The 13,864-nt window shown below is 40.6% G+C and carries 14 protein-coding genes and 1 tRNA gene; 9 read left to right on the forward strand and 6 right to left on the reverse strand.

All coding sequences use genetic code 11. The features are described 5' to 3' along the window. Positions 1-8 precede the first annotated feature (8 nt). The 4 genes from GTQ43_RS07010 to GTQ43_RS07025 are packed head-to-tail and all read left to right on the forward strand — an operon-like array spanning position 9 to position 6,229. Positions 9-1,661: a type I restriction-modification system subunit M gene (locus tag GTQ43_RS07010; protein WP_265271867.1), complete on the forward strand. Its 1,653-nt coding sequence runs from the start codon at positions 9-11 to the stop codon at positions 1,659-1,661. Beyond that, the gene (locus tag GTQ43_RS07015) at positions 1,658-2,929 is read left to right on the forward strand and encodes a restriction endonuclease subunit S (RefSeq protein ID WP_265271869.1); all 1,272 of its coding nucleotides are present in this window, start codon (positions 1,658-1,660) and stop codon (positions 2,927-2,929) included. The genes GTQ43_RS07010 and GTQ43_RS07015 overlap by 4 nt, the downstream gene beginning before the upstream one ends. A gap of 24 nt (positions 2,930-2,953) precedes the next feature. Beyond that, on the forward strand, positions 2,954-5,170 hold the full coding sequence (locus GTQ43_RS07020; RefSeq protein WP_265271871.1) for a DUF3696 domain-containing protein: 2,217 nt from the start codon (positions 2,954-2,956) through the stop codon (positions 5,168-5,170). A gap of 6 nt (positions 5,171-5,176) precedes the next feature. Further along, a complete protein-coding gene (locus tag GTQ43_RS07025) occupies positions 5,177-6,229 on the forward strand; it encodes a hypothetical protein (RefSeq protein ID WP_265271873.1) in 1,053 nt (350 codons plus the stop codon). 138 nt (positions 6,230-6,367) lie between these two features. On the opposite strand, the gene GTQ43_RS07030 is transcribed toward GTQ43_RS07025, so the two are convergent. Both GTQ43_RS07030 and GTQ43_RS07035 read right to left on the reverse strand, forming a co-directional pair. Continuing rightward, a complete protein-coding gene (locus GTQ43_RS07030) occupies positions 6,368-6,970 on the reverse strand; it encodes a type II toxin-antitoxin system PemK/MazF family toxin (protein ID WP_265271874.1) in 603 nt (200 codons plus the stop codon). 1 nt (position 6,971) lies between these two features. Then, on the reverse strand, positions 6,972-7,451 hold the full coding sequence (locus GTQ43_RS07035; protein ID WP_265271876.1) for a Panacea domain-containing protein: 480 nt from the start codon (positions 7,449-7,451) through the stop codon (positions 6,972-6,974). A 435-nt stretch (positions 7,452-7,886) separates the two neighbouring features. On the opposite strand from GTQ43_RS07035, the gene GTQ43_RS07040 reads away from it, so the two are divergent. Continuing rightward, positions 7,887-8,159: a helix-turn-helix domain-containing protein gene (locus tag GTQ43_RS07040; protein WP_414859111.1), complete on the forward strand. Its 273-nt coding sequence runs from the start codon at positions 7,887-7,889 to the stop codon at positions 8,157-8,159. A 182-nt stretch (positions 8,160-8,341) separates the two neighbouring features. Then, positions 8,342-8,539: a hypothetical protein gene (locus tag GTQ43_RS07045; protein WP_265271878.1), complete on the forward strand. Its 198-nt coding sequence runs from the start codon at positions 8,342-8,344 to the stop codon at positions 8,537-8,539. Between the two features lie 153 nt (positions 8,540-8,692). On the opposite strand, the gene GTQ43_RS07050 is transcribed toward GTQ43_RS07045, so the two are convergent. The 3 genes from GTQ43_RS07050 to GTQ43_RS07060 are packed head-to-tail and all read right to left on the reverse strand — an operon-like array spanning position 8,693 to position 11,718. Continuing rightward, positions 8,693-9,199 carry a TniQ family protein gene (locus GTQ43_RS07050; protein ID WP_265271880.1) on the reverse strand — a complete coding sequence of 169 codons (507 nt, stop codon included), beginning with the start codon at positions 9,197-9,199 and terminating at the stop codon, positions 8,693-8,695. Further along, complete coding sequence (locus tag GTQ43_RS07055; RefSeq protein WP_265271881.1) at positions 9,199-10,035, reverse strand: TniB family NTP-binding protein; 837 nt, start codon at positions 10,033-10,035, stop codon at positions 9,199-9,201. Before GTQ43_RS07055 ends, GTQ43_RS07050 begins: the two co-directional genes overlap by 1 nt. Before the next feature lie 3 nt (positions 10,036-10,038). Further along, positions 10,039-11,718, reverse strand: coding sequence for a Mu transposase C-terminal domain-containing protein (locus tag GTQ43_RS07060; RefSeq protein ID WP_265271883.1), 1,680 nt, complete (start codon positions 11,716-11,718; stop codon positions 10,039-10,041). A gap of 501 nt (positions 11,719-12,219) precedes the next feature. Between GTQ43_RS07060 and GTQ43_RS07065 the strand changes: the two genes are divergently transcribed. Next, positions 12,220-12,291: transfer RNA gene (locus tag GTQ43_RS07065), tRNA-Gln, on the forward strand. A gap of 88 nt (positions 12,292-12,379) precedes the next feature. On the opposite strand, the gene GTQ43_RS07070 is transcribed toward GTQ43_RS07065, so the two are convergent. Beyond that, entirely contained in the window at positions 12,380-12,859 is a 480-nt protein-coding gene (locus GTQ43_RS07070) for a hypothetical protein (protein ID WP_265271885.1), read from the reverse strand. 218 nt (positions 12,860-13,077) lie between these two features. On the opposite strand from GTQ43_RS07070, the gene GTQ43_RS07075 reads away from it, so the two are divergent. Further along, complete coding sequence (locus GTQ43_RS07075) at positions 13,078-13,329, forward strand: hypothetical protein (protein WP_265271887.1); 252 nt, start codon at positions 13,078-13,080, stop codon at positions 13,327-13,329. A gap of 3 nt (positions 13,330-13,332) precedes the next feature. Then, positions 13,333-13,773 (forward strand): RNA-guided endonuclease InsQ/TnpB family protein, encoded by a 441-nt coding sequence (locus tag GTQ43_RS41705; RefSeq protein WP_414859112.1) that lies wholly within the window; start codon positions 13,333-13,335, stop codon positions 13,771-13,773. The last annotated feature ends 91 nt before the right edge of the window (positions 13,774-13,864 follow it).

Genomic DNA, 13,864 nt, shown 5'->3' on the forward strand with positions numbered 1-13,864 from the left:
AGAAAAATATGGATTCAGAAATTCGGCGCAAACTCAAGCATATTACTGATACCTTGTGGGCTGGTGGGGTAACAAATCCTGTCACCTACATTGAGCAGATTTCTTACCTGATATACCTGAAGCTGTTGGATGAAGAGGAAGCAAATCGGGAGTTACGCGATCGCCTCATGGGTAATAATGGTAATGCTAAATTACTATTTCCCCAGCAGGCAGAACGTTATCGCTGGTCAAAATGGCGTTTCAAGAGTGGTACTGAACTACGAGACTTTCTGCGGGATGAAGTTTTCCCCTACATGGCGAATTCTTTGCTGAAAGATGAGCCAAAAGTGGCAGAGTATTTCCGGGATGCGGTTTTAGAAATTAATGACCCGAATGTTCTCAAGTTGGTAGTTGATGAACTGGATACCTTGGATTTCCTCAAAATGGGTCAGGATGTCAAAGGTGATATTTTTGAGTACCTGTTAACCCATTTAGGTCAATCTGCGCTTAATGGTCAATTCCGTACTCCCCGACAGATACGGGCATTTATGGTGGAGATGGTTGACCCTGATTTAGGGGATACTATCTGTGATTTGGCTTGTGGAACAGCAGGATTTTTGATTGATAGTATTGAGTATATTTTGGCTAAGTACAGCGAAAATCCCATAGAAGTGCCGATTTACGGTGAGGATTGGCTGGAAAAACGGGGACTGACTTTGGCCCAAGCAAAACAGCAAATCCCCAATCTCCAGACTTATCGCAAAGGAAATGGGGATAGATTACCTGACTGGAAACTGTTGGAAGAGTCTATTTATGGCTTTGATGTCTCCCGCCAGATGATGCGAATTTCGATGATGAATTTGGTGCTGCATGGAATTCGCAACGCCAAGCTGAAAGTAGCAAATGTCTTGTCAGATATGGGGGGACTGACAGAAGATGATTTGCGCCGTCGCTATAAGGTAATGTTTGATAATCCCCCTTTTGCGGGAACGTTACCCAAAGATTCTATCCGTGCAGATTTACCGACAAATTCCAAAAAAAGTGAATTGCTGTTTTTGGCTGCAATCATGAAGTCTTTGGTAGCGGGTGGAATGTGTGCGGTGATTGTACCAGAAGGGTTACTATTTGGTTCTACTGGCGCTCATGTGGATTTGCGTAAAAAACTGGTGACAGAATTTGATTTATTGGCAGTGGTTTCTTTACCTGCGGGGGTGTTTAAGCCATATACGGGGGTGAAGACTGCGGTGCTGGTAGTTCGCAACCCAATGGAATCTGCGGTGCGTCAGGTGAATCAAGTTTGGTTTTATGAAGTTAAAAATGATGGTTACGATCCTGATAAGATTTCCGGCGGGGGTAGACCGGAAACGCCAGAACTTAACGATATTCCCAATTTATTAAAACAGTGGAAGGTTTATCGGGAGTCGGGTTTTGTGCAACCTCCAGGTTTTGAGAAGGGGGAGTTGCTGAAGCCAGGAAGTGATGAACCCCGATGCTGGTGGGCATCTTTGGAGACTATTGCCGAAAATGATTACAATTTAGCTGCTGGGCGTTATAAGCCACAGGTAACTGAGGCTGTTTCTGATGATGATCCGGTTGAGTTGATTCGAGAAGTTTTAGAAATTGAGAAGGGTATTGCATCTGGGTTAGAAAAGCTGCTTCGTGATGTGGAGGCAGTTTCATGAAGTGGCTTGAAGTCAAACTATCTGATATTGCCGTTATTAATATGGGGCAATCACCTCCTGGCAATTCTTACAACGAAGATGGGAAAGGAATTCCATTATTTCAAGGCAAAGCTGAGTTTGGTGATATGCACCCTACCCCTGTTAAATGGTGTAGTGAACCAACAAGAATTGCTGAAAGTGGTGACATTTTGATGTCTGTAAGAGCGCCAGTTGGGCCTACTAATATGGCTGATCAACTTTGCTGTATAGGTCGTGGACTGTGTGCTATTCGAGCTAATAAAAAACTAGCTGTTCAAAAATATCTGTACTTTTTATTCAAGTACATTGAGCCTTCTATATCTCGTCAAGGTCAAGGAAGCACATTTCAATCTATTAACCGTTCTACTCTTGAATCTATAAATATTCCACTCCCTCCTGTCTCTGAACAAAGTCGCATAGTCAAGATTTTAGATCAAGCTGATGCACTGCGGAGAATGCGGGCTGAGGCTGATGCAAAAGGCGATCGCATTTTGCCTGCGCTATTCATTAAAATGTTTGGCGATCCGGCAACAAATCCGATGGGGTGGGATGTTGTAAGAATGGACTGTCTCTATGCAATATCACCTAATTATGGCTCGATGATTCCGCCAAACTCAACACAGGGAAATTGGTTAGACTTACGGGTTACAAATATCCAAAACGGACAATTAAATTTAGAAGATCGTAAATATGTCGATTTACCTCCAGAAGCAGTAAATCGGCATGAAGTTCGTGATGGTGATCTATTACTAGCCAGAGCTATTGGTTCAGCACATCTTCTTGGTAAATGTATTGTTGCTTATCCTGGTAAGGAGAAATGGGCATTTGATTCACATCTGATGCGTGTTAGATTTAATCGTGAACTTGTCTATCCAGAATTTATCCAAAGTTTTCTTACAGTTCCGAGTGGTAGACAAGAATTTTTAAGACTGACAAGACAATCAGCAATTCAGTTTAATATAAATACTAAAGAATTTGGCTCGATTCTCCTACCTCTTCCGCCCCTTAAGCTGCAACAAGAGTTTATTGATAAATTGTCTAATATTAATACACTGAAATCAAAACAAACTAATTCAGGTAACTTAGTTAATAGTCTTTTTGAAATATTGCTTCAACGTGCTTTTTCTGGAGAACTCACAGCAAAATGGCGAGAAGCACACATGAAAGAACTACTTACAGAAATGGAAGAACAAGCAAAAGCCCTCAATTTGACGGATAACAAAGACTCTCAGCAGCTTTCCCTATTGTGATAATACTGGCTCATTAATATTTATATGCCTAAAAAAATTCTTTTAGTAACAGTTGGAAAATCTCCCGCACCTATTGTTAAAGCAATTCAGCATATACAACCGGATCAGGTTGTATTTTTATGTAGCGAAAACTTCCAATCCCAAATTATAGGCGAAGGGCTTCCTTGTGAAATTATTCACGGAAATAGTGTTAAAAGATACCCAAACATTCCTAAGCTAGTGCAGTTAGGCGATCGCTTTCAGCCAGAGCGCGATCTAAAGATTATTCAAAACCCAGATGACTTAACTGAATGCTATGAAGTGGCAGTAGCAAGCATTATTAGGTTAAAACAGTTACAACCAGATACTAACCTTTACGCAGACTACACGGGTGGAACTAAAACGATGTCTTTAGGTTTAGCTATAGCATCACTAGAAAATGATGTTTCCCTACAAGTCAATAGCCCTGTGTCTCTCAAGACAGTAACTCACGCCCGTCTAGAACTGGTTGCTAATTCTTTCACCACAAAATTACCAAAAAGAAAATTATTAACATCCAACGCCTTAACTGCTCTACGAGTCGGTAACTTCAAAGCTTTCGCTGATCAACAATACATCCCGCTTCGTCCCCTAACGTTGATTTTTGGAGCTAACAGTTCAGGAAAATCCAGCATCATTCACAGCCTTTTGTTAGCACATCACGCTATTAAAAATGGAGAATTGGACATACACCGCACAGAAGCCGGGGGTGATTCTGTTGATTTGGGAGGTTTTGGGCAATATGTTCATAAACGCGATCGCCGTAGTCAGGTAGAGTGGTCAGTAGATATTGACCCTAAACAGCTAAGTACACTAGATCAGGGTTTAGTTGACCTTTTACAACCAATCAAAAAGCTGACTGTGGGTGTTGGGATTGGTACTCGTTTAGGAAAAGGAAGGGTAAGAGTACGGTCTTTCTTTATTGAAGCGGATGAAAGACAAGTTTTAAGCATGAGTTCTCGTCCTCAAGGAAAGCTTCAGTTAGATCGCCTCGATTACCAACACCCAATTCTCAGCAACTTGATTCAAGCAATTTTAGAGGTGAATACATTTACCCTGAAAGTAACTCCAGAGGATCGGGAGGAAATTGAGAAAGCGATCGATGAACTTGTCCCAGAGATTACAGCACCAGTTTCTCGCTTACTACCAACAAAAATTCAAGTTGGAGATGACGGGGACACCTTAATTCCCAAACTTAATCCTAAGCCAGGACAACAAGAGGATTTAGCTGACACTCTGCGTCTGATTCTACCTTACAGACTCAGCGAATTGATTGGAGCAATTACTGAGACTGTAGAACGAGATATTGGAAAACTAAGATATTTAGGGCCATTTCGCACCTATCCACCCCGGCATTTTGCGTTTTCTCAGCAGCAAGATGCTAATTGGTATGCTGGCGGTGGTTATGCTTGGGACATCCTCCTAAACAACGCTGAAGTTCGCCAAAAGGTGAATGCTTGGCTGGGAGATAGTAACAGGATGAAGTCCCCTTATGAGCTAGTAGTGCGTAGTCTTTTGCCAGATTCTCAACTTGCTGCTGAACTTTACCCCCGAATTGCCAAAAGTTTACACGATTTAACCACTAAGCTGATTGTTCATGCTGCTGGATTTGGGAGTGATATTCAAGAAGAGATTGAAAGGCTAAGAGGTGATTTTGAAGCTGCGGGTATTGACCTGAATTCTGATAGTGTTCTCCCCGAAGTTGAACAACTGGTTTCCATGCTCACTGACACTGATAGCTTATCAGAAACCTGGGTACAGGAAATTACTTCAGAAAGCGATCGCATTTCAGATTTAGTCCTGATTGACAAGAGAACTAAAACAGCAGTCAGTCACCGGGACGTAGGCATTGGCATTAGTCAAGTTATTCCCATTCTAGTATCTTGTTATGGTCTATCGGATGCGTTGGTTGCCATTGAACAGCCAGAAATTCATCTACATCCTAGACTCCAGGCTGAACTAGGTTCTGTATTTGCAGAAAGTATTAAACCTCCATATAACAACAGATTTATCCTGGAAACTCACAGTGAGCATCTTATGCTCAGACTTCAGAAATTAATTCGTCAAGGAAATTTAAGTCCAGAAGATATTTCAGTGATTTATGTTGACTCCAACTCAAAAGGCTCACAATGCCTAGAGTTGAGGCTAGACGAAGAAGGAGACTTTATTGATGAGTGGCCTGATGGATTTTTTGACGATGACTTTAAGGAAATTTTCTCATAAAATAATATGCTGTTAAGAGTCGTTATTATTCCTTCTATCTTCATACCAAGAAATGATAAAAATCCTTGGTATTTTAATACAATTATTAGTTTACTTCAGGATTTATTAAAAACCTGTGTTGTTTTAGTAGATAAAGATGATTGTATAAAAAAATCTTTAGGAGCAGCGATAAACAATTGGCCTGAAAAATTTAGAAAGAAAGCGCAATCCCTGTTAGTACAACTGGACAAGGCTAATCGTATCATTGCAGTAGATTCTAAAGATATTTTGGCATTAGCTTGTATAAATCATCCGTGTCAGCACTGTATTGGGATTGCTAAAACCTACTTGCCACGAATCGTGCTTGCGATTGATGATTGTTACAAATGCGCTAGAGAGCAACTTTCTTCAGTTAAAATAGTTCCTATTGTTCATGTTGCTAACTATACAGTTTCAAATTTTGCTGATACTTGCCAACAAAATTCTTGTGGTATTACTCTTGCTAATGGAGATTGGACTCAAGAACAATTTGAGGAGAACATTTTAATACCTCTATTTAGAGATGCTAAACATATAAAAATCTACGATAGAATGATTGGAAGATCAATTCGAGATAAATTAGAAATTAAAGCATTTATACCCGAACATTACAATGCAACTTTAACATGGTTTTTAGAGGTATATTTAAAGTGTTCAAGTCATAAATCTACAGGAATATTTGAAGTTTACAGTGGTTTTGATACTGGATACTTAAATGAGGCTAAGATATCGGAAGCTCAGAGAGTTCTCCGTCAATTTGAAAAGGATATGCAAACTAAGTTCAGTTTTCCCTCCTTCAAGCTAACGATTAAAGAAGAGGTGAGGCGTGAACAAGAAATGACTCATGGACGATACCTGATTACAGATCAAATAGCAATTCTTATTGAACGCGGATTTGATTTGCTATGGGACGATGAGCAGATGATAAATGCTAAGTATAACCTCATTAAAGATTCTCGCCGTATTCGAGACGTTGGAATTTCTTATTGTCAGGACTCAAGTATAATAGCAAATGCAGTGAAACAATTACCAGATTTGTAGTTCATGTAAGTATCAAATTTAAGAATATTTGTCCGTTGGATTAAACTTAGTTAAATCAAATAAATATCTAAATATGATTGGAATAAATTGAATAAATAATTGGGTATATAAAAGTTTTCATTGATAAATATCTAGGTATTATAAGCCTAAATTATTTATTAATTCTTCTATGACTAAACTTTTGGTTTCTTCAGGTAGATAATCAAAGACTTTTTTTAAAAGTTCTGGAGACGCATTTTGGGCGAACCAGTCTTCACTAGGATTTTCTTGAATATTCAAAAAATACTTTAACCGTTCTTCTACAGCGTCTTTATCTGGCTTATCCAATTGTCCAATTCTATCTAACCAATTTGCTGATGCGTCTTTGAAGCAATTAGCATCAACAGTACATATTTGATGAACTAAAGCGTATGAACTTTTATCAAGACCATTTCTACTTGTAGAGTTAATTGGATATGTGGTTGGTAAACCGTTAAATGTTCCTTGGGAAGTCAGAGGAATAACGGAAAACGTTGCTATATATCCAGATTCATCTTGAAATTGATCGTTTGTCCAGATGATATAAGGATGTATCCCTCTGAAAACCCTACTTGAATTAATATTCTCAGTGCAAGTTTGACATTCTACTTCACCTGGCTCATCTAAATTATAAATATGGACATGACCCAGTTTGCAACGAAGAGATACCCTATAGGGATTTATGGAATAGATCCAACCTTGTCTAGGTCTTTGTCCAGCCACTTTACAATCCTAATTCACTGACTAATTTTTCTCTTTCTGCTTGTAAGTTAAGTCTAGCTTTTTCTTCTGGTTTATGGGTATTTTTTGCTTCCAGCATTGGAGCAGTGCTATATACATACTCTAGTAACTGATTCAGTTTATCTGAGCCAGCCCACTCTCTCCGAATATTATCCAGCATGAACTTAAGACTTAGAGGTATTTGCAAATCATCTACTTGAGCAGCTTCATCCACAGGTCTAATGTATGTTGCATTTTCCTGATATTCTTGAATAATTTCTTTCCCATTCATTTGATTTAAAGCAGCATCTATACCCTCATTCCAAGGGCCAAATTGATAATAACACCAATCTAGATCAGTCAGCTGCTTTCCTGTCCACTTAACAGAGTAAAGATCAGCTAAATACAAAAACTTGATCAGTTGTGTTTTTGTAATATACCCTTTTGTCGCGTAGACAAAATATTTTATTAGTTTATCCAACATGACCTTTCTCTCTGCTAACTGCCACAAAATAGTCTAATTAATGAACAAATATAAATGTATATAAAGATTCATAATCCTTTTTATTTAATAAAATATAAAGATTTTATACAATGTTTCTATCGGTTAATTATAGTTGTTTTTTTTGCAATCTTTAACACTTTTTGGCTTACTCATCAGTAGGCTACAGTATATTTGTACTAATATGATAATACACGATTGATGTAACCGACACAATCTTTGACTAAAATCTTATGTTTTGTAGGTGTCTCATGGATTTGTCGCATCTCGCAGAATAACCCTTCGCCACTTTACCATTTCCGTGAACGACACAAAGCACTTTTGACACCAAGCATCCACCCACAATGCTGGAACTTTGAACCTTGTCCCAGTCCCAAGCCGCTTCATCGAAGGGATAGCCTATCTTCTGTAAACACAATACGCGATCGCCTCACTTCCCCTTACCAGGCGGCGAAAATGACACCCAAGAATTTTTATGCCAAATGGGATGTTAATCATGAGGCGATCGCTCGTATTTGCTCTCGTTCACTTTCAACTGTCCGGCGTTGGTTTTCCAAGGGTCGCAATTACCGCAGTCCCATGCCCAGTGATTTACGCCATCTTGCCCTGATGGACTTCCTGCTAGAACACTTCGAGGAAATTCCCGAAGAATGTCTGAATATACTCTGTTCTCTCACAGGGCATAAGTAGGAATCGAAAAGTTGACGGTGAGCGAAGTCGAACCGTCAACCAATTGCAATGTCAGGATGACATTTTTTTACCAGCCACTCTCACAGTAGGGTGGCTTTAGTTTTGAGAATGTTTAAGTCACTTTTATCTATTATTCGACTGCAATTTACCAGCTAAATCATAAGTATGATCAGGAGGTTTTTATGACCTACATTGAAAAGCTAAATCCTTGGTGTATAGTCCGCCATTTTCCTAGTATGCAACATCAAATAGTTGCTCGTTTTCGTCGCCGCAGTGACGCAGAGGCTTATTCACAAGCTCTACACCGACTGATACCAAGTGCAACTTTCACAATCATTTTCAATCCAGCAGTCGAGCAACCAGAGCAAATTACCCCATGATTCTGTCGTTCTGGAAGTCAACTTAACTTGTAGCGAATTCTCTTGTTTGTTGAAACATACGATATCCCCCTTGCTCCTTTTTTTCCATGAAAGCAAGGGGGGATGATTTGTAGCTAATATTTGAAAAGTACTACTATGTTTGCACAAACTCCGTCATCGATAAGACTTTTGATACTTTACCATATCGGCAAAACTCAGAAAACACTGCTGACACCAACCATCCACCCACACTGCTGGAATCTTAAATCTTGCCCCACAGTTTGGACATTCTGACAACAAAATTAATTGGTGGCGATCGCACCCTTGCGTTATCTTCAACTGCCATTCAATCTTATGACAAGGTGACTCAACATAACAAGCAGCACATAACCGAATCGGCTCAAGCTTCATCCCCACCCCAGGAGGTGGTAACATCTGCGCTAGCCTATCAGCATCAACCTCCACAACCTTAGCCAATGCCTCTAATTGCTGGCGAGACGGTGGGGGATTAAACCGAAATTTTTCCCATCGGGCGATCGCACCGCCAAGTCCTGCTGCTTTACCTAACCCAGTAGGCGTTAAATCATTTGCTCGTCGAAAGCGTCCTAAAAAGTGGCTTAAACTTTCTCTTTCTAAAGGTTCTATTTGAAACAGCCAAGTTTGAATCTCTACCATTTCCATTATTTGTACTCCGCAGCTACTTCCTTCAGCGTTTCCAAATCAACCTTCTGTAATCCTTTCTTCAATGCCCGAATGGCTGCCTCCCTGAGAATCATATCCAGCAGACCAATGTAACCACCAGTTGCTTCACCCAAAGTCTTAAGCATTGTCTTACTGGAAAGATTAGAAGCAACTGGCAGTCTTAAAATTTGCCGTTCCCAAATTTCTACTGTTCGTTTAAAATCTTCTCCTGACAATTTACCAAACCTATGACCAGCTTGAAAGCGGCGTTTAACTTGTTCATCCCTCCCAATGACAGCATCTAAACGATCAGTACCCACTAAGACAACAGATATTTCTAATTCTTCACCAATGTCTCTTACATCTTTAAACGTATTCGGCTTCAAGCGGTCAGCCTCATCAATAATTAAACTTTCTACCCCACAGCCTTTAAGAACCCGCCGAGTCCGTTCTCGAATTTCTGCAACTGTTCCCTTCGTCATTTGATATTTTAAATGCTCAATAATTAACCTGAATAAATCCTTAGAGCTGCATTCTGGAGGAACTAAAATGTAAGCAACAGGAACTATTGGAGGTTTACCTGGCTGTTGCGTTGGTTTATGTCTTAACCTGTAAGCATCACAGGCAATAGTTTTGCCTGTACGTGACTCTCCTAAAATTCGACAACACTGACGTGCTTGACGCTTTCCTTCCAGCCATTCATGGAGAATCTGCACTTGCTCAAGTGGGATAAAACTCTTTCGGTTCAATCGTTGAATTTCTGCTTGTAGTTTTTCATTATTTTGTGGAATATTACCTAATTGTTGAACTACTTCTTGTGCTGGTTTGGAATTCATATTCTAAAACCCGTAATCTTCACGCATTTGTTCGTAATCAAATACCTCTGGCATGTGGTATTCTGGCTCACCGTCAATAGATGCCACGTCTATTTCTTCTGCTTCAACAGGCACAGGTTTTTTAGCCTTTTCAACTACAGCCTGTTCTGCTTTTTGACGTTCCTTTTTGGTTTTCTTTTGGGTCAGAAAAGTTTCGCGATCGCGTACCTCTGCCAACATTGAGCGATTGCTAATCATCTTCCCTGCTTGCCGAATCTTACGACTACTAGCTTTCGCCTCATCCAAAGATAATTGCTCAGTTTCTAAATCCTGAGCAAATGCCCTAGCTAAAAACTCTTCTTTATTACCCAAATGGCGATAAACCAACAAAGTTGTAATGTCTTTGGGGTCATAGCGCAGTACAACGCTTTCACCTGCATAACCTGTCAAATTTTCTCCCCGATACATCAGATTTTCAAATTGCAGATATCCACCTCTATAAATGGAGCGTCGAGTTTGCTTCATCAGGCAAATACGTAACTCCTCTTCTGAAATTACATTAGGAGAAGCAATTAACCCTGCTTCCCATCGTTGATAGCGAGTTTGATCGCCAAGACGCGCATCAGGACGCTGGTTATATTTATCCACGATGTAGCGTACAAACCTATGTTCCAACTCCCGTAAAGTCAGACAAGCCTCCTTCTCAGCTTGCTCTGGACGTTCCTGCACATTTGATCCTGTGTATCCTGGCATATTAGAAAAGAAGTCGGTATTAAAAGTGCCAAAAGGACGCTCAACAATACCACCTTCACTGGGGCGATCGCGTAAATGACAAACAAATCCTAATTGCACACCGATCTGTTGCAAATGGTTTGAGCGAAAATCTTTACCACCATCGGTATAAAAATGTTCTGGTTTTCCGTAGGTTCCCCATTCTTCATGGAGTCCATATTCTGACCCATACTGCTTTGGCAAAATTGCATGGCGCAGTGCTAATGCTACTACCTGAGAACTCGGAGCATCAAAGCCTAAGTTTATCCCCATCATGCAACGGGAGTAAGTATCGACAACTGTTGTCAGCCAAGGACGACCCAAAAGTTCACCATGCTGATCTACCAGCAATAGGTCTACACGAGTATGGTCACACTGCCAAACATGGTTGCTATATTCTACTGATAAGTCTTTGCCATCGCGGGTTTTAACTGATAATCGAGAACCATGCCAACCTCGACTTCTAACACCTGCTTTTTGTTCTTGTTGCTCAATAATCGGTTGTAGAACTCGATAAACAGTCCTATAGCTGGGATATTTTTTTTGTCCTAATTCAGCCGCCCTTGCTTGTACTCTGATTGCCACTTGTTGGGGAGTAATTCGCTTACTACCTTTATTGCCTTCCTTATAAGTTTTGATGATGAACTGTTGCCAATCACTATCTATTCGATGTTTGCCTTTGTCAGCCCGTGCCGTAGTTTGAAGTGCAGCTAAACCTTCCTCTTCCCATTTTTTTACGAGTCGCCGTACCGTTCGCACAGACTTGCCTAGTTTGGCTGCGACCTCCCTTTGTCTTTCTCCATAGGTGATGCGATCGCATGGTTCTAGTAATTGCTGAATCATATCCAGCAAATGCCTATCATCTGCTGAGAGTTCCGTCACAATCTCATCCTTTTCTGCCTCTTGATCGCTATTGGTATGATTGTCCAGCATTTTTACATAATTGTTTAATACAAACGTAGTTGTATTGTACTATGAAAGGGACATTTATTTTGTCAATTTTCATAAAAATGTAGGCTCACAGCGTTTTTCAGGAAAGGACAGATATTTTGTCAAAATTCCAAAAGAGGACAAGTATTTTGGCAATAAGCCTCTAGTAGCCTATTTTCAGCCTAAAATAGTAAAACCCTTATCAAGTAAGGGTTTTAAGCTAAATATTTTGAAGACATTAATTTGTCAAGTGGTCATTTAATTTGGCAACCGACATCTGTACTATCCATTACTCTGGTTTCCAGAATTGCTATGAAGATCGTGACTACTTACTTTTTATTGGTAGATTGTCTGAAGAAAAAGGGATTTCTGCTTTAATTGATTCATATATAAGGATTCTGACCAATCAATGTCCTGGTTTAAAAACCCATTATCTGAAATAAACTATTAAAGTACTTGACATAAACCCAGGAGTAACTGCTATATTAACTAGAGTAAAGTCTTTGGGGCGTAGCCAAGTGGTAAGGCAGCGGGTTTTGGTCCCGCCATCCCTAGGTTCGAATCCTAGCGCCCCAGTAAATCTAAAGACAGTATGATAGCCTGTCTTTAGAGTATTTATTGAATTAGTTAGAAATGTGTCTCAACCCATTTGATTGTGTAGAATCTACTTATCAGGTGATTTGAGAGCTAGATCCAGAGTTTCCCGAGCCTGTTCTGCCTTAGCTCGTGCTTCTTGGTAGCGCACATTAGCTTGGGCGAAATTTTTGAGGACTTTAAAACCTTCCTTAAGTCTAGTAATTTCCTCTTCTGTCACCGAATCGTCGGTGAATAGAACATCAACCGCTTTGCGAATTTCTAACGCTTCAGATCGTGATTCCTGAACTTTCAGCTTGAGTGTGGCCAGGTTACTTAAAACCTGGACAGCTTGTGTAATACTATCCTCACCACTAGCAGTATCAATAGTTGACTCTTTAACCTCAATTAATTGTTGAGGGCCAAATCCTTCTTCCAGTTCCGTTGGTAGCTTACCTGCATCCATCAGTTCCATCAGCTGATCCATTGCTTTATCACGGGCTTTAGCTGAATCTTTTCCAGAAACAGTAAGGATAATTTCTGGGCTTTGAGCGAGAGTATATTGAACCATATTTGAGCAGAAATTTTGCTGGTGAACCAAGCTAAGGTAAAGGATTATAACATACTGCGTGTTTAGTTACTCATGATCTTTCACCGAGAAACCCAATCCCCTTGTGGGTTGGGAGGGATAGTTGCGGAAGAGTGAAATCCGGTGAATCCCGGTTTCAAATGCCAAATAATCTTTGTAGCTAACAGATACCCCCTCTGTATATGAGATAGTATATCTGTATGCAAAGAACGATTCGCATCCAACTTCAACCCGACCCTGAACAGGCTAAGGTTCTGTCTCAAACGATTGAGCAGTACACCTGGTCGTTCAATGCCGTATGCAAGTATAGATGGGAAACGGGAATTGGCAATGGCGTAGAGTTGCACAAAGCGACCTACTACGACCATCGCGCCATCACTGGACTGCCTTCTCAACTGGTTTGTGCTGCTAGAGTCAAAGCAACTGAAGCTTTGAAGTCGGCTAAGACCTAAAAGCTGTCGGGCAGACAGAGACGTTTCAGAAAAGACTGCGACCATGTGCTGAGTAAGCGACTGGCTCGGTCTGTAAGCAGTGGCGCAACATTGGTTTTTGAAGACCTCACGAATATTCGCGGTCGAGCCAAGATGAGGAAGGTTCAGCGCCGTAGATTGCATGGATGGAGTTTCCAGCAGTTCCAGGCATTCGTCATCTACAAAACCGAAGCCAGGGGCGTAAGTGTGGGCTTTGTTGACCCACGCTACACGTCTCAGAAGTGCAGCCAGTGTGGACACATTGAGCGCGGCAATCGCCCGTCTCAGGCTGAATTTCGGTGCAAGAAGTGTGAGTACGAGTGCCATGCAGATTACAACGCTGCGATCAATATTCGTGAGGACTTTCTAAAACTTCGGGCTGCGGTCAATCAGCCTATTGTGGTCTGTCCAGAAATGGGAACTTGAATCACAAGCCCCATCCCCTTGTGGGTGGGGTTGTTGACGCTTTATCTTTACTTCTGCTAAGTCAATCAAAATAAAACTTTATACTTAAGAG

This window comes from Nostoc sp. KVJ3, from assembly GCF_026127265.1.
Classification (GTDB): domain Bacteria; phylum Cyanobacteriota; class Cyanobacteriia; order Cyanobacteriales; family Nostocaceae; genus Nostoc.